Raw genomic sequence first — 15,096 nt, 5'->3', positions numbered from 1 at the left:
CCTCCCGGGACCTCGGCGGCGGCGGGGCCATCGTCCTCCGCCGCCGACGACAATCGCACCCTGAAACCCAACCGGTAAGCAATGCGCCCCTGAATTTTATGAAATGTTATATCATTCGCAAAATTCAGGAGGTGGTCAGCCTTTGGCATAGGCCGCGCGTCCTGGCATCGCTTTTCTACGTTGTTTCAGCCCCGGACTTCACCCATGCCTTTGCGCTCCGACACACCGAGCCGCCCGCACGCCCCCCACCCCGCCTACCGTAACTGGCGTCCCGCATTCACCGCCCTGGCCATGACGGCCGGCCTGGTGTCCAACGAAGCGCGCGCCGCCGAAACCGACCCCAATGCGAGCTCTGGCGAACCTCTGGCGCCGGCCGCCACCATGGCCCCCATCGAGGTCGCCGGCGAAGGCTGGGCGCGCGACCTGATAGGCGAACGCAATCGCCTGACCCTGGACAGCACCGGCTTGCCCGCGGCGATGACCGTCATCACGCCGGCCGAGCTGCAAACCATCAACGTCGGCCGCGACATTTCGAATGTGTTCCGCCGCGTACCCGGCGTGGTCGCGAACAATATCGACCAGGGCGACACCGGCAACGGATTCCGCATGCGAGGCTTTGCCACGCAAGGCACGCACGGCGCCGACACCGCCGTGTATGTGGACGGCGTGCCGCAGAACCTGCCGTCCAGCGAAGCAGGCGCCGGGCACGGCCCGGCCTTTCTGGAATGGCTCACCCCCGACATGATCGGCAACATCACGGTCATCAAAGGGCCTGTTTCCGCGTTGTACGGCGACCAGCACCGCGCGGGCGCGGTCGACATAAGCTCGCCCTGGGAAGAGGTGCCGTCCAGCGTTGGGGTGGCCGTCGAAAGCTACGGCGGCAGGCGCGCCACACTGGTCCATTCGGGCCGCCACAAGGACATTCAGTCCCTGTTCGTCGCGGACGTCTATCGCACCGACAGCTACCGCAAGGCAGCCGACACCGAGCGCCAGAATTTCTTCCTGAAGCTGTCCACGCCCTTCGACGGCGGGCGCTACAGCCTGAGCGTCAATCATTACCATGCAAACTTCCACGCCGCAGGCTATCTGCTGCATTCGGATCTGGAATCGGGCAAGGCCGGTCCCCGGGATGTGCAATACGACACCCCCGGATTTGGAAAGAACACGCAAACCGGCATCGTCTTCAATCGCAGCCCCCTGAACAGCGAGGCAGGCTTCTACACCACCTTGTATGCGCAAGACCTGAAGCGCGAACGCGGCATCGCTTCTGCCGTGGACCAGCACAATGTGGGTAGCGACGATCGGCACTTCTATGGCGGCCGCATCGCCAACAACTTCGTGTTCGGCGATAAGGCCTCGCTCTTCGCGGGCATGGATTTTCGGCGCGACCAAGGCGACGGCATACGCCAGCGCTATGTCGATGGAACGCCCACCGGCAACTACCTGGTCAACCTCGACATGGACCTGGTCACCTACGGCGTGTTCGCGCAAGCGCAATACAAGCCGGTGGACAACGTCAAGCTGCTGGCCGGCCTTCGGTACGACGCCTTCGACTACAGCATCGGCAATCGCAAGCTGCCGGACGCTTCGACCCAATACCGCGATTCCGTCGTGACGCCCAAGGCCGGTATCGTCTGGAGCGTGCTGCCTACGCTGGATGTCTACGCCAACGTGGCCGAGGGCTTTCGCTCGCCCGCCGCGCAGCAGATCAGCCCGAGCGGCACGCTGGGCCCCCTGGGCGCGCCCGGCGGGGCGGCCAACACATCGATCGCGCCTTCCAAAGTGCGCTCGTACGACATGGGCTTTACCGCCTCGCCCGCCGACAACTGGAGCGTGGCGGGATCGGTTTACTACATCGAAAACGACGACGAGATCGTCCTGACCGCGCCCGACACCTATTCATCGGTGGGTGAAACCACCCGTGTGGGCTACGAGCTCGAAACCCGCTATCGCTTCAGTTCGGCATTCAGCCTGTACGCCAGCTATGGCCGCATCATGGAGGCGGAGATCAAGAACCCGCTTCCGGGAACCGGCGCGCGCCTGTCGGTGCCCCGGGACATTCTCAAAGCAGGCGTCGAATACAGCACCCTGCTGGGGCCGGGGCGCCTGACCATGAATGCCGATGCCTACCTGACGCGGGACATCCCGTACTACAGCGGCTCGCCACTCCGCGAAAAGACGATGCCCACCTACATGCGCTACGACCTCCGCGCCACCTACGACTATCAGCGCTACCAGGTTTCCGCCTATTGGATCCTGCAACCGCAGCGCTATGCCAGCGAAGCCGCTTACGCCACCGGCGCCGGGCTGTGGATCTCACCCCAGCCCAAGCACATCGTCGGCGTCAACATGCGCTACTTCTTTTGAACCGCGTATGAGTTCCTCGACGCCCGCCGCGCTGCAGGCGCGGAATCTGTCGGTGCGCTACGGCGCCACACAGGCCATCGACCGTCTTTCCCTGACCGTCCCAGCCGGCTGCATTTATGCGCTGCTGGGCGGCAACGGCGCCGGCAAGTCCACCACCTTGAGTGTCTTCCTGGGCTTTGTTCAACCCAGCGCGGGCGAAGTCCATGCCGGCGGAACCCGGATCGACCAACGGCCCCGGTCCGCCCGCGGCCTGGTCTCCTACCTGCCCGAGAATGTCGCCCTGTACCCCTACCTGACAGGGCTGGAGAACCTGCGCTACTTTGCGGCGCTGGCCGGCCTGCGCCTTTCCACGGCGGACGCATCGGCCAGACTGACGCAAGCCGGTCTGCAGGCCGACGCCCACGCCGTGCGCACGCAGGCCTATTCAAAGGGCATGCGGCAGAAGGTGGGACTGGCCATCGCCTACGCCAAGGGCGCCATCGCCATGCTGCTGGACGAACCCACGTCGGGCCTGGACCCGGCCGCCACCAACGACTTCTCGGCTCACCTCAAGCGTGCGGCGCAGAACGGGATGGGCATTCTCATGGCGACGCATGATCTGTTCAATGCCATTCAGGTGGCCGATCGCATCGGCATCATGCGGGCTGGCCGCCTGGTGAGCGAGTTCGACAAGCACAGCATCAGCCACGCGGAGCTAGAGGCCGCCTATCTCGCCCAAGCGCGGGAACTGCCGTGATCGTCACCATCGCCCGAAAAGAACTGGCCGGCATGGTCCGCGACCGCCGCGTGCTGATCCTGTGCCTGGCACTGCTGGCCATGTGGATCATGGTCTACCTGGCCGCGATGGGGCAGCAACAACGGCTGCGGGCCGAGCGCGCCGCCATCGGCGAAACGACCCGGGAGCAATGGGACCGCCAGGGCATCAAGCATCCGCACCGCGGCGCGCATTTTGGCATGTACGCGTTCCAGCCCGACGCGCCGCTGTCCGCCTTCGACCCCGGCATCCAGCCCTACGTGGGCCAGGCCATCTGGATGGAGCCCCATCGGCGCAATATGGCCCGCTTCGACCCGGCCGCCGACGGCGGGCCCAGCATCCGCTTCGGCCAGATCGTCCCGGCGTTTCTGTTGATCAGCCTGTTTCCCCTGCTGTTCATGGCGCTGGCCTTCAACCTGGCCGCCCAGGAGCGGGAACAGGGCACCCTGCGCATGCTGCAAAGCATGGGCGTGTCCAACCGCGCCATCCTGGCGGGCAAGCTGCTTGCCATTGTCACAGGCCTGCTGACCATCACCCTGCCGATCTTCGCGTTGCTGGGCGCGGATGCGCTGTGGCACGGACAAACGGCGGACATGCTGCCTCGCGTCGCGGGGGTGGCGCTGGTCTACACCGGCTACTACATCCTCTCGGCGGCGATCGGCCTGGCCATCGGCGCGTTCAGCCGTGGCACGCGAGGCGCACTGTTCGTGCTGATCATCGTGTGGGCCGTTGCGGTGTTCGCAGTGCCTCGCGCCGCAAGCGCCATTGCCCAGCGAGCGGTTCCCCTGCCTTCGGCGCAAGCGTTCTGGGCAGCCATCGCTCGCGACTACAAACACGGACTGCCGGGCGACCCGGACCTGGCCACGCAGTTGCGCGACTTCGACGCCGGCCTGTTGCACCAGTACGGCGTCACGTCCCTCAAGGAGGTGCCGGTCGGCGTGAACGCCGCGCGGCGCTTGCAACGCGACGCCTACGCCGACAAGGTCCATGCCTACCATTTCGATGCACTGTGGGCGCGCTACACGCAACAACAGAACATACTGCGGTCGGCCAGCCTGTTCAGCCCGGCCATCCCCGTTGCGGCGATTTCCGCATCGCTGGCGGGAACGTCGCTTGCCCATCAACGGCACTTTGAAGACGCGGCGGAACATTACCGCCGTTACTTCAACACCGCCATCGACGAATGGGACAAGGACAACACGGCCGGGCAGGTCTCTTTCGAAACACAGTACGCGGCGGATTCGGTCTGGCAAAGCGTGCGCCCCTTTCACTACACGGCGCCCCCGTTGGCGTTCTCTCTGCGCGCCTCCTGGCTGGACCTGCTGGGGCTGGCGGCGTGGGCTGCCGTGGCGGGTGGCGCCTTATGCCTGGCGGCACGGAGATGGAAAGCATGAGGCTCATTGTCTGGGCGGAATGGCTGCGCTTTCGGCGCAGCCGCGCCAACATGGCCATCCTGGCGGCCTACTCGGTCATCCTGGCCTTGAGCGCGATTTGGGCAACGCTCGGCGCGCAACAGCATCGACAAGACCAAGTCCGGCAAGCAGCCGCCAGCGACGCGCTGATTCAACAGGCGCAACACGCCGCCGCAAAGCCCGGCGCGACCCCGGATCACAAGAGCGCTGCCATGCAGGCCTTTACGCTGGGACGTTCCATGGCGGGCCTGGCCCAGCTGCCGACGGCCCCGGGACTGGCGCTCAGCCTGTCCCGGTATGACACCCTGAACACACGCGTCGCCGTGTCGGTGGAAAGCCGCCACGCGGACGGGCGGCGAAGCGACGCGCTATCCAACCCCGCGCTCGGTCAATATGGCGCGTTCGATCTTGCCGTGGTCGTCACGCTGCTGTTGCCCCTGGTCGCGATCGGATGGTGTGCCGGCACCGTGCAGGAAGATCGGGAACAAGGAGTCTGGCGTGCCGTGTGCGCCCAGGCAGCGCGGCCCTGGATGGCCTTTCATGCCGCCTTGGCCATCCGCGCCACGGCCTTGATCCTGCCGCCCGCCCTGGCTTGCGGCCTATCCATGGCCCTCGACGCGGGCGCCGCGGCCTGGCCGGCAATGGTGTGGTGGACGTTGTGCCTGGCGGCCTATGCCATTTTCTGGATCGCCCTGTGCGGCCTGCTGGCGCGTTTTCCGGTTTCATCCGCCGCCGCGCTTCTGATTGCCCTGACGACGTGGCTACTGCTGACCTACGCGGTGCCAGCCAGTCTCGAAAGCCTGGCCGCCGCCCGTCATCCGATGCCCTCGCGCCTGGCGTCTATCGTCGACCTGCGCCGGGCCCAGCAAAACGCGGAAGTCCGCATGCCCGAGTTGCTTGCAGGCTGGTATGGCCGCCACCCCGAATCAGCGCCCTTGATCTCGCACGGCCATACCTGGCCGGTGACCTTCCTGCCCAGGTTCGAACATCAGGACCAGCAGTTGCGCCCCTTGATGCGCAGCTTCGATCAACAGCGCCTTGCCCAGGGAGCGTTCCTGGAACGCTGGATCTGGCTGGCTCCGCCGGTGGCGCTGCTGGGAATGGCGGATCATCTCGCCGGCATCAGCGTCGCGCGGCATGCCGCGTTCATGGACGACGTCGACCGATACGAACAGGAGTGGCGGGAATTCTTCGTGCCGCGCGTGATGAGCTATCGCGGATTGTCGGAGGATGATTTTTCCCGGATACCCCGGTTCCAGACCGCGGAGCCGACGACTCCTGACGCGGCGTGGCTGCTGCTGCGCAACCTGCTGCTGGTGGACATCGCATTGATCGTGCTGCTCTTGGCTGGGACGCGTCAGAAGCTGTGAGCGTGCGCGATTGCGACACAGATCGGCAGGCACGGCGCCAAGAGCCCGCCCGACAGAAAAACCCTCCCGTCGCCAAAATCGCCAGCACCCCGATCAGCGCAACTGATGGAACTGATCCACAAGAAACTCCACCGCCGCTCGCACGGCCGGAAGCTGTCCGCGCCGATGCGGCATCAGCAGTGTGGTGGTGACGCTGCCGGCGTTCCACTGCGGAAGTATTCGCACGAGTCTCGCGGACGCGATCAAATCCCGGCACATCCGCTCGGGCAGGCACGCTATCCCCAAGCCCCGGGCCGCGGCGCCGGACAATACCGTGGATTCGTCGGCGATCATGACCACGCGCGGGGATACCTGCGTGGGCTCCCCGCCGTCGTCGAACAGCGTCCAGCTTGTCACCCCCGGCCCCGCCATCAATCCCGCGTGGTGCTGGAGATCAACAGGCGACTGCAGCGGCGGGTGTTCGGCAAGGTAGCCGGGCGACGTCACCAGAATGATGGGCTCGATCATCAGCTGACGTTGCACCAGGCCCGAATCGGGCAAGGCTGCGAAGTGGCTGCGCACGGCAATGTCGAACCCGCCCTGTTGCATATCGACGAAGTGATCCGAGACGTGCAGTTGCAACTGCAGCTTCGGATACTTCTCCGCCAACAGCGGGAGGCTATCGGCCAGGTAAAGCTGCGCGGCGGGCACGGAGGCCGTCATGCGCACTCTGCCGCTGGGTTCGGCCTGACGGCGACGCACAACACCCTCGGCTGCTTCGACCTCGATCATTGCAGCCTGCGCATGCTCGTAGAAGTCGCGGCCCAGATCGGTCAGCACGAAGTTGCGCGAGGTACGGTGAATCAGCCGCACGGCAAGCTCGTCTTCCAGCATCGCCACGCGCTTGCTGATGGTGGATTTGGGAATACCCAAACGACGCGACGCGGCGGCAAACCCCTGGTGTTCCACCGCCGCCACGAATAGCCCAAGATCGTTGAGGTTGAGCAAGACAAAGTCTCTGTATGTGGACGATAAGTCCAATTATTGCCATCTACACGGCCAAAGTCTACTCAGATATCTTGTCCGGGCGGTACATGACAACGCCGCTCACTCACCAAGGACATTGATATGACTCCCATCCTCTTCTACGGCGTGCCGTCAGGCTGCTCATTTGGTTCCATCGTCGCGCTCGAATGGCTAGGCCGGCCCTACCAGCTCAGCCGCATCGAAATGCCCGAAACCGTCACCAGCGACGCCTATCGGCAGATCAACCCGGTGGGCGAGACGCCGACCCTGCGAACCGAGAGCGGCCATGTGATCAGCGAGAGTATGTCCATCCTCAACCACCTGGGCGCCCTCGGGATCGACCTCGGCCTGGGGCATAAGCAAGGGACACCCGGGTTCGATCAGTTGAATCAGACGCTGGCGTTCCTCAACACGTCCTTCTTCGGCGCGTACGTGCCCCTGTGGTATGCGCTGGAGCATGGCAGCGATGAATCCGAGAAGCGCGTATTGACCGAGTTCGCCCGCGCCAAGGTGCAAAAGGTTCACACCGATCTTTCGACGATGCTGGGCGACCAGCCCTGGCTGATGGGCGACCACCGCACCGTGGCCGACGCGTACTTCATCGGCATCGCACGATGGAACGAATACCACCAGGTTGTCGACCGCCGCGACTATCCCAACCTGCAGCGGCTATACGACAGGCTGGAGGCGGATCCGGCGGTGATCTTCGCGCACGCCATCGAGGACCAGCGCGACGCCGTGAGCAGTGGCGGGTTTCTCGGTGAGGTTCCGTTCGACGACGCGCTGGCGGTGGACTTGCTGCAGGCTGCTTAGATCGAGAATGACCGCGGTGGCGGGTTGATAGCCGACCCTGAGCGTGAAATAAGGCCGGTCGTCGACCAAGAAACTAGTCACCTAGGCAGGGGCACGCAACTCGGTCAGAATACCGCGAGCCAGGGCATTGGTCTCAAGCCTTGGACGAACCCATTCTCACCTTTGAAGGAGCCCTCGATGGCCGAGACATCCAAGGTAAAAGGACCTGCGTCATATTTTCCTTCCATCGAAAAGACCTACGACAAGCCGATAGCGCATTGGATGGATATTCTTCAGAAAGCGGGTCCGCTGAAGCACATGGAACTCGTCAACCGCCTGAAGACGCAGCACCAGATCGGTCACGGGCACGCGAACGCTTTAGTTGCGGCATTCCTCGCGACGAAGTAGGGCCTTCAGCGCCACTGCATCTATCGGCCACGCGAAGTCGCGGGGGTGACACTGAACGTCCAGGCAAGTCAGACAACGCTTGAAACCCGCCTGGCAAGATCGCCCTTGAGCAACTCCGCCAGCCGCGTCAGCCCGTGCGTCAGGCGAGTTCGATCAATAGCTCCTCCCAATGACACACGAAGCGCCACGGGGCTGAAGGACCCCGTGGAAAATGACTCCGAGTCGGTGACACTCACACCTTGTTGTAGCGCCGTCTGTGTCAGTCGGTAGAAGTCGATATGCCGCGGCAACTGGAGCCAGAGGTGAAGCCCATTCGGGTCGGCCTGAATATTGCCCGGCAGGATCGATGCTGCGATGGTTTGCCGATGCCGCAGCTCACTCCTGACCTGTGCCAGCCATTGAACGGCAGCGCCCGACTCGATCCAGGTCGACGCCATTTCAGTCATCCAGGGCGTGGGCATCAGCGCCAGTGAACGCAGGGCATCAAGCACTGGACTTAACGGCTCACCGGCAGGTACGACCAGGTAAGCGGTTCGAAGGCCTGGTGCTATGCATTTAGATAGCGTCGAGACGTAGTAAACCGGAGTCGAAGACGTGTTGGCGGCCAATGAAAACATCGTGCTCGGCGGACGCTCGGCCAACAGCCAGTAAGGATCATCTTCAATGACGGGCAGCGCATATTTCGCTGCAACACGCAGCAGCTCTGTTCGCCGCTCGGTGGAGAGCGTCAGCGCAGTCGGGTTCTGAATCGTCGGATTCAAGTACAGCATTGCGGGACGATGTTGTTCGCACACGCGCTCGAGGTCGACGGGATCCATTCCGAACTCATCTGCCTTCACCCCTACGGCCAGGCGCTGGAGCAAGCGGGCTGCGGCCAGGAAGCCTGGGTAGGTCAACTCATCGCAAGCAATGGCATCTCCGGACTGGCTCTTGGCCAGAAGCAGTGCCGCGATAGCGGTTTGAGCGCCAGGGCAAACCACGATCCGCTCGATGTCCGTGTTGCCAGTCATCGGCTGCAGCCATTTCGCCCCGGCCACACGATGCCGATGGGCGCCCGCACCCACGTGATAGCTCATCAGATCCATCGAGCTTGCCGCTACCTGCGTCGTGCCACTGCCTTGCGCAAGCATGTGCGAAAACTCGGCACTGTTGAGCAATGGAGGGATGTTCATTCCCAGATCAATCGTCCCGCCTGCTTCCAACCCGGAATAGGCCACATAGGTCCCACCAGCCCCTTGGGCTTCCAAGATCCCTTTCTGGCGAACTTCCGCGTACGCACGAGTGACGGTCGTGAGGTCGACTCCCAATGTCTGGGCGAGTTCGCGCTGCGGGGGCAGGCGGTCGCCTGGCCGAAGCACACCGTCCTCCACCGCGGTAAGGATTTGCGTGGCGATTTGCTGGTATCGAGAGCCCGAGCGTGCGGTAATGGGGCGCACCCAAGACATGTTTGCTTTTTTAAGGCGACGCGAGAGAGACATGTCTTTATCTTGATGTATGGGTTTTTCACCAATTTTGCACGGCAAAAAAACGTACAAGCTGGAGGATTCAACTTCTTGTATGGATTTTAGCGGTAAAATTTGGAAGTTTGTAGGGGTACAAGGTTCGCTCCGACCACTCCTGACCTCGTTCGGCGTTGCCAGTCCTTCAAGCAATCCACGTCTTTGCCTGGCCCACGAGTAGTAAATGAAGCTGCGGAAGCAGCGTTTAGAGGAAATGATGGATTTTTGGGTCCCCTTAGTCTTCGGTACGTTCAAGCTCCTCGTGTTGGGCACCTGCATGTTCCTTGCCATCAAGTCTCATCGCGATGGAGCAAGAAAGGAGAAGGAGAAGAGGGAGGAGATGAAAGGACCGTAATGGAGACCTCGCTAAGCCGCCAGTTTGTCGGCGGCCTCCTGCAGGCCATTGAGAATGGATTCGGCCACGTGCATGGGGAATCCGGCCGGCAGTAGCGCGCGGATGGTCTTCACGACCCCGGGCGTGCGCGCCACCAGGTCGTCAAGGACATTTTCCACCCCCTGACCGTTGTGATTCACCACGCCGTGCTCGGTGCCCACGGCAATCCAATGCCGGCGCAGGATGTCGTGCATGGCCCAATGGGGGTTTTTCGAGCGTACGGCCATGGCCATCCTGGCCTTGTACGGAGACAGCTGATTCGCCCCCTTGTCGATGATGGGATAGGCCGACAGCACGTCGTACAGCGGGGTGAGCTCGTAGGTTCCGCCCTGGCGCAGGAAAAGGCTGAAGTTCTTCGCGTGGCCATCCGTGGCGCACAGCATCCAGAACAGGACCTGGGCCTGGAAGAACGTGCGCCGGTCGCGGTCAGGAGCGCGCGACGTGGCCAACAGCTTCATGATTTGGCGCACGCCAGGCCCGCCGTCGGACTCGTACTTCAAATGCGGCGGGGTTGCCGTCGCCTGGCACATGTCTTCCTGCGGCAACCGGATGAGCCTGCGCTTGCCTTCCGGGTTCTCCCACCACATCCGGTCGAAGCGCTCGACGGCCAACACCTTCATGTCCTCGAACGTCAGGGGCTGGGTGGTCGCCACAGGCATTTGGTAGGCGCGCAGGATTTCCGAGCACAGCCACTCGTTTTCTACCGAATCGCTCATGTCGAACGACATGTTCGCGACCCGGCCCAATGGCAGCTTGAAAATGTGAGTGGTCGGCGTCGCGCCATGCGGCCGGCACCACCGCCCGTCGTACCAGAGCAGGGCCGACTTTTCCTGCGCGCCGGCAATGGAAATGCGGAAGTCTTCGTCCTCGGCGGCGTCGCGGCCCAGGGGGCCTGGCGCCAAGGTGTTGCGAAGCAGCTGGGCGATCTCGGCGTCGGACATCGGAATCGCGTTCACCTCTTGAACGCCGTCCGGCGCCTCAGGGCCCGGCACCACCTGCAGCGCGCCGACGCAGTCCCGGCCGACTTCAGCCAGCAGGGCGAACGCGTTGGTCGAGCCGGCCTGGTACCGGCGTGCGACGCGCTCCCGGATTTCCTTGCTGTCCGGTAGCAGGTTCTCGAAGTAAGTGCGCACGGCCTCGCCGCGCTGCAGCGGATTGCCTGGGGTGAAGGGCAGGGACAGCGACAGCGGACGCCCTTGGGGAGATGCCACCCAAGCGTCGGCATACTGCAGGACCTCTCCGGCATGTGGTTGCACGCTCCAGGTGCCAACGAATTCGCCGTTCATCCAGAGATTCAGGGTGCGAGTGTGTGAACGCCGACCCATGGACTCACCAGTTGGGGCTGGCCGACGGCGTGGGCGCCGGCGATTCGCCGGGTTTGCGCAGCACGAGTTCGACGCCCAGGATGCTCAGGAGCTTCAGCAGCCGGTCGGCGCTGACCTTGTCGGCATGGCGCTCGATATTAGACAAGGCCTGCTGGCTGATGCCCAGGCGCATGGCGGTATCCGCTTGGGTCAGCCCGGACTGTTTGCGGAAAGCCTGAAGCAGTGCCGGCAGCTGCTCCGCGGTGCGGACGGTGAAGTCGGACATACAAGCCTCACGTTGTAATGCAGATTTACAAACTCTACTGCGTAAAATTGAAATACGCAATTTAGATTGTAAAAAGAGGATACAAAGTTAGAGTTGTACGGCGCCGATACCACCACGTCAGCCCCGCCCCCACCAGTGCCCATAGGTTCGGCGGCCTTGGGCGCCGTCGCGAAACCATCACGGCTCGGGAATGTTTTCCCGGAAGATGACCTGAAGCCGCGGCAGGTAGCTGGGTTCGGGCGCGCCCTTCACGGCCGCCACCAGCAGCTTGACGATCTCGCGCGCCTCGACGCGCGGGTTCTGGTCGATCACGGCGTCCATCGTGCGATCGAGCAACAGGCGGCGCGTGGCTTCGGTGAGGTCGTGGCCCACGAAGACAATGCGATGGGCGGCGGCTGCCTTGCTTGAGCGAGCCTCGTTTGGCCGCGCCTCAGCCGGCCGCGCCTCTTTCAGCGCCCGCGCGATGCCTTGATTGCCGGCGCCGATGTTGTAAATCGCGTGCGGCGGATCTTTGCGCAGCAGATCCTGCGTGACGGCAAAGGCGCGGTCGCGGTCGTCGCCGATCTCGAGAATGTGTGCGATGCGCAGGTGCGGAAACTCTTCGCTCAGCAGCGAGCGAAAGCCCATCTCCCGCTCTTCGTGGCCGCGATACGCCAGTGACCCCACGAACACCGCGACCTTCCGCTCCGTGTGCTGTGGCAGAAACCGGCCCAGCAACAGCGCGGCCAGGCGGCCCGCGGCGCGGTTGTCGATGCCCACGTAACCCAGGCGCGCCGAGATCGGAATATCCGACACCAGGGTACTCACATGCACGCCGCTGTCGCGCAGCGCCATGATGGCGTCGCGCACTTGTGGATGGTCCAGCCCGACCAGGCCGACGGCCTGCGTCTGCTCGCGCAGCTCGTAGAGCTTTTGCGCCAGCTTATTGGCGTCGAATCCCTCGATCAGATGCAGGCGGGCCCGCACATCGGGGCGGGTGGCGGCTTCTTCGAGCAGATGCTGGCCCAACGCGGTCATGAAGCTGTTGGTGCCGGCGGGCAAAACGAAATCGACCCGCACATCCTGGCTGGCGGCATCGGCGCCCTGGACGAAGTAGCCGAGGCGATTGGCGATTGCCAGCACGCGGTCGCGTGTCTTGCCGCGCACGCCGTCGCGGTCGTTCAGCACCCGGTCCACGGTGGCGGTGGACATGCCGGCTTCACGGGCAATGAGGGAAATGGTGGGGCGCATGCGGGACCAGGCTCTCAAGACACCATCAGGACGATGGTAGCGAGGCCATCATAACCAATCATTTGCAATCATTCGAGATCAAAAAGGTAACGTTGCTGCCCTATAAGCGGCATCCGCCTTTACCCCTGATTGTTTTGATGTGATTATCGCTGCTCAATAACATCAAACACCGCACGGCAGGATGCCAGGCAGTCGACAGTGCATACCGGGCCGGCAGGAGGAGCACATGTCGCACCCAACCCTGGTGCCCGACCCGCCCGTTCGGGAACGGCGCTTTCGCATAGGCTGCATCGGCGCCGGCATGATCATGGCCGAGTGCCACCTGGCGGCCTACCAGCAGGCCGGCTTCACGGTGGCGGCGATCGCGTCGCGTACCCGCAGCAAAGCGGCCGCGGTCGCCGAACGCTACGGCATCCCCCGTGTACATGAGGACCCCCTGGCCCTGATCGCCGATCCGCAGATCGAGATCGTGGACATCGCGTACCCGCCCGACCTGCAGCCCGCGCTGATTCGCGCCGCATTGCGCGCCCCGCACGTGCGTGGCGTGCTGGCACAGAAGCCCCTTGCCCTGTCGCTGGACGAAGCCCGCGCCTTGCGCGACGAGGCACGGGCCGCCGGCAAGATCCTGTCGGTAAACCAGAACATGCGCTACGACCAATCGATGCGCACGCTCAAACAGCTGCTTGACCAGGGCGTGCTGGGCACGCCGGTGTTCGCGCAGATCGACATGCACGCGATCCCGCACTGGCAGGAATTTTTGCGCGGCTATGACCGGCTGACGCTCTCGAACATGAGCGTGCATCACCTCGACGCCCTGCGTTATCTGTTTGGCGAGCCCACCGAGATCACCAGCGTCACCCGCCCCGATCCGCGCACCGAGTTCGCGCATCAGGATGGGCTGGTGACCACCATGCTGCGCTTTGGCAACGGCCTGCTCGCGCTATCGCTCGAAGATGTGTGGTCAGGCCCGCGGGCCGAGGGATACCCCGACGACCAGCACATCCGCTGGCGCGTGGAAGGCACCGAGGGCGTCGCGCGCGGCACCATCGGCTGGCCCACCGGCGAGCCGTCGACCCTGAGCTACGCCTCGCGCGCGGCCGAGGGCCATACCGACGGGCGCTGGGTGACTCCGACGTGGGACACGATGTGGTTTCCACATGCCTTCATCGGCGTGATGGAGCAGTTGCAGTACGCGCTGGCCAGCGGCACCGAGCCTGCGTTGAGCGTGACCGACAACGTACGCACGATGGCGCTGGTCGAGGCCGCGTATACGTCCATCGCCGAAGGCCGCACAGTACGGCTGCCGGCTGTTGAATAACCAGACAGAAAAACAGACGGAGACAACCATCATGATCCAGACCGGAATCTTCTCGGGCTACTTTCCCTATGAACTGGAGCGCACCGCCAAGGTGATCCGCTCGCACGGCTTCAACACCGTGCAGCTGGACCTGCATTTCAAGGACATGGAGCTCGGCCCGGGGCAGCTGACCGCGCAGAAATGCACACAGATCCGCGACACCTTCCGCAACTACAACCTGCCGGTGTCCTGCATCTCGGCCTATACCAATATCGTTCATCCGGATCCCGCCGAGCGCCAACGCCGCAACGGCTATCTCAAAGAGATCCTGACACACGCGCGCCAGTTGGGTTCGCCTTACGTGATCTCGGAAACCGGCACGTTCGACACCGACAGCGACTGGGTGCATCACCCCAAGAACAAGACCGAGGAAGGCTGGAACCAGTGCCGCGCGGTGATCGCCGAGCTGTCGCAACATGCCTATGACCATGGCGCGGTGTTCCTCCTCGAGACCTACGTGAACAACGTGGTGGGTTCGGTCGAGGAAACGCTGCGCATGTTCGCCGAGGTGGATCACCCAGGCCTGGGCCTCTTGATGGATCCGACGAACTACTTCGAAGCGCACAACATCGATCAGATGGACCGCACGCTCAATCAGGTGTTCGACGCGCTCTCCGACAAGATCTGCATCGCGCATGCCAAGGACGTGAAGCGTTCGGGCGATGACAAGTCGGAAAAGCACAGCGACATTGGTGACGAGGGCGCGGCCGAAAGCCATACCTTCCGTGGGGTGGGCGAGATCGAACTGCCGGCGCCGGGCCTGGGCGCGCTCAATTACGACCTGTATTTGCAGCGCCTGGCGAAGAAGCACCCCAACATTCCCATCATCATCGAACACTTGACCGAAGACGATGTGCCGCGCGCCAAGCAATTCCTCGACGAGCGGCTGCGCGCGAACGGTCTGTAGGCCGGCACGGC

General features: G+C 63.6%; 13 protein-coding genes. 8 read left to right on the top strand and 5 right to left on the bottom strand.

Going from position 1 to position 15,096, the window contains the following annotated elements; translation table 11 throughout:
• Nucleotides 1-204: 204 nt before the first annotated feature.
• Genes ASE30_RS21000 through ASE30_RS20985 form a run of 4 tightly spaced genes read left to right on the top strand, consistent with a single transcriptional unit; the run spans nucleotide 205 to nucleotide 5,903 of the window.
• On the top strand, nucleotides 205-2,367 hold the full coding sequence (locus ASE30_RS21000) for a TonB-dependent receptor (protein ID WP_235515310.1): 2,163 nt from the start codon (nucleotides 205-207) through the stop codon (nucleotides 2,365-2,367).
• Between the two features lie 7 nt (nucleotides 2,368-2,374).
• Nucleotides 2,375-3,103, top strand: coding sequence for an ABC transporter ATP-binding protein (locus tag ASE30_RS20995; protein WP_057286210.1), 729 nt, complete (start codon nucleotides 2,375-2,377; stop codon nucleotides 3,101-3,103).
• Nucleotides 3,100-4,515, top strand: coding sequence for a DUF3526 domain-containing protein (locus tag ASE30_RS20990; protein ID WP_057286209.1), 1,416 nt, complete (start codon nucleotides 3,100-3,102; stop codon nucleotides 4,513-4,515). The genes ASE30_RS20995 and ASE30_RS20990 overlap by 4 nt, the downstream gene beginning before the upstream one ends.
• Nucleotides 4,512-5,903 (top strand): DUF3526 domain-containing protein, encoded by a 1,392-nt coding sequence (locus ASE30_RS20985; RefSeq protein WP_057286208.1) that lies wholly within the window; start codon nucleotides 4,512-4,514, stop codon nucleotides 5,901-5,903. Before ASE30_RS20990 ends, ASE30_RS20985 begins: the two co-directional genes overlap by 4 nt.
• A gap of 93 nt (nucleotides 5,904-5,996) precedes the next feature.
• Here ASE30_RS20985 and ASE30_RS20980 read toward each other — a convergent pair whose 3' ends face one another.
• A complete protein-coding gene (locus ASE30_RS20980; RefSeq protein WP_057286207.1) occupies nucleotides 5,997-6,890 on the bottom strand; it encodes a LysR substrate-binding domain-containing protein in 894 nt (297 codons plus the stop codon).
• A gap of 120 nt (nucleotides 6,891-7,010) precedes the next feature.
• Between ASE30_RS20980 and ASE30_RS20975 the strand changes: the two genes are divergently transcribed.
• The gene (locus ASE30_RS20975; protein WP_057286206.1) at nucleotides 7,011-7,721 is read left to right on the top strand and encodes a glutathione S-transferase family protein; all 711 of its coding nucleotides are present in this window, start codon (nucleotides 7,011-7,013) and stop codon (nucleotides 7,719-7,721) included.
• A 177-nt stretch (nucleotides 7,722-7,898) separates the two neighbouring features.
• A complete protein-coding gene (locus tag ASE30_RS20970; protein WP_057286205.1) occupies nucleotides 7,899-8,108 on the top strand; it encodes a DUF4287 domain-containing protein in 210 nt (69 codons plus the stop codon).
• A gap of 68 nt (nucleotides 8,109-8,176) precedes the next feature.
• Here the strand turns inward: ASE30_RS20970 and ASE30_RS20965 are convergent, their stop codons facing one another.
• The 4 genes from ASE30_RS20965 to ASE30_RS20950 form a co-directional block, all read right to left on the bottom strand.
• A complete protein-coding gene (locus ASE30_RS20965; RefSeq protein ID WP_235515308.1) occupies nucleotides 8,177-9,886 on the bottom strand; it encodes a PLP-dependent aminotransferase family protein in 1,710 nt (569 codons plus the stop codon).
• 87 nt (nucleotides 9,887-9,973) lie between these two features.
• Nucleotides 9,974-11,287: a type II toxin-antitoxin system HipA family toxin gene (locus ASE30_RS20960; protein ID WP_235515306.1), complete on the bottom strand. Its 1,314-nt coding sequence runs from the start codon at nucleotides 11,285-11,287 to the stop codon at nucleotides 9,974-9,976.
• A gap of 43 nt (nucleotides 11,288-11,330) precedes the next feature.
• Nucleotides 11,331-11,591 carry a helix-turn-helix domain-containing protein gene (locus ASE30_RS20955; protein WP_057286202.1) on the bottom strand — a complete coding sequence of 87 codons (261 nt, stop codon included), beginning with the start codon at nucleotides 11,589-11,591 and terminating at the stop codon, nucleotides 11,331-11,333.
• Nucleotides 11,592-11,768: 177 nt separating this feature from the next.
• The gene (locus ASE30_RS20950) at nucleotides 11,769-12,821 is read right to left on the bottom strand and encodes a LacI family DNA-binding transcriptional regulator (protein WP_057286201.1); all 1,053 of its coding nucleotides are present in this window, start codon (nucleotides 12,819-12,821) and stop codon (nucleotides 11,769-11,771) included.
• 226 nt (nucleotides 12,822-13,047) lie between these two features.
• Here ASE30_RS20950 and ASE30_RS20945 point away from each other — a divergent pair, with 226 nt between their 5' ends.
• Both ASE30_RS20945 and ASE30_RS20940 read left to right on the top strand, forming a co-directional pair.
• The gene (locus ASE30_RS20945) at nucleotides 13,048-14,139 is read left to right on the top strand and encodes a Gfo/Idh/MocA family protein (protein WP_057286200.1); all 1,092 of its coding nucleotides are present in this window, start codon (nucleotides 13,048-13,050) and stop codon (nucleotides 14,137-14,139) included.
• 31 nt (nucleotides 14,140-14,170) lie between these two features.
• The gene (locus tag ASE30_RS20940; protein ID WP_057286199.1) at nucleotides 14,171-15,085 is read left to right on the top strand and encodes a sugar phosphate isomerase/epimerase; all 915 of its coding nucleotides are present in this window, start codon (nucleotides 14,171-14,173) and stop codon (nucleotides 15,083-15,085) included.
• Nucleotides 15,086-15,096: the final 11 nt, after the last annotated feature.

This window comes from Achromobacter sp. Root83 (assembly GCF_001428845.1).
Lineage (GTDB): Bacteria > Pseudomonadota > Gammaproteobacteria > Burkholderiales > Burkholderiaceae_B > Achromobacter.
This window is presented reverse-complemented; position numbering and strand designations above follow the sequence as displayed.

Coding starts and splice junctions, on each gene's coding strand:
- ASE30_RS20955 (WP_057286202.1), bottom strand. CDS start 11,591: ATGTCCGACTTCACCGTCCGCACCGCGGAGCAGCTGCCGGCACTGCTT.
- ASE30_RS20970 (WP_057286205.1), top strand. CDS start 7,899: ATGGCCGAGACATCCAAGGTAAAAGGACCTGCGTCATATTTTCCTTCC.
- ASE30_RS20995 (WP_057286210.1), top strand. CDS start 2,375: ATGAGTTCCTCGACGCCCGCCGCGCTGCAGGCGCGGAATCTGTCGGTG.
- ASE30_RS20960 (WP_235515306.1), bottom strand. CDS start 11,287: ATGAACGGCGAATTCGTTGGCACCTGGAGCGTGCAACCACATGCCGGA.
- ASE30_RS20950 (WP_057286201.1), bottom strand. CDS start 12,821: ATGCGCCCCACCATTTCCCTCATTGCCCGTGAAGCCGGCATGTCCACC.
- ASE30_RS21000 (WP_235515310.1), top strand. CDS start 205: ATGCCTTTGCGCTCCGACACACCGAGCCGCCCGCACGCCCCCCACCCC.
- ASE30_RS20945 (WP_057286200.1), top strand. CDS start 13,048: ATGTCGCACCCAACCCTGGTGCCCGACCCGCCCGTTCGGGAACGGCGC.
- ASE30_RS20985 (WP_057286208.1), top strand. CDS start 4,512: ATGAGGCTCATTGTCTGGGCGGAATGGCTGCGCTTTCGGCGCAGCCGC.
- ASE30_RS20965 (WP_235515308.1), bottom strand. CDS start 9,886: ATGCAGGTGCCCAACACGAGGAGCTTGAACGTACCGAAGACTAAGGGG.
- ASE30_RS20940 (WP_057286199.1), top strand. CDS start 14,171: ATGATCCAGACCGGAATCTTCTCGGGCTACTTTCCCTATGAACTGGAG.
- ASE30_RS20975 (WP_057286206.1), top strand. CDS start 7,011: ATGACTCCCATCCTCTTCTACGGCGTGCCGTCAGGCTGCTCATTTGGT.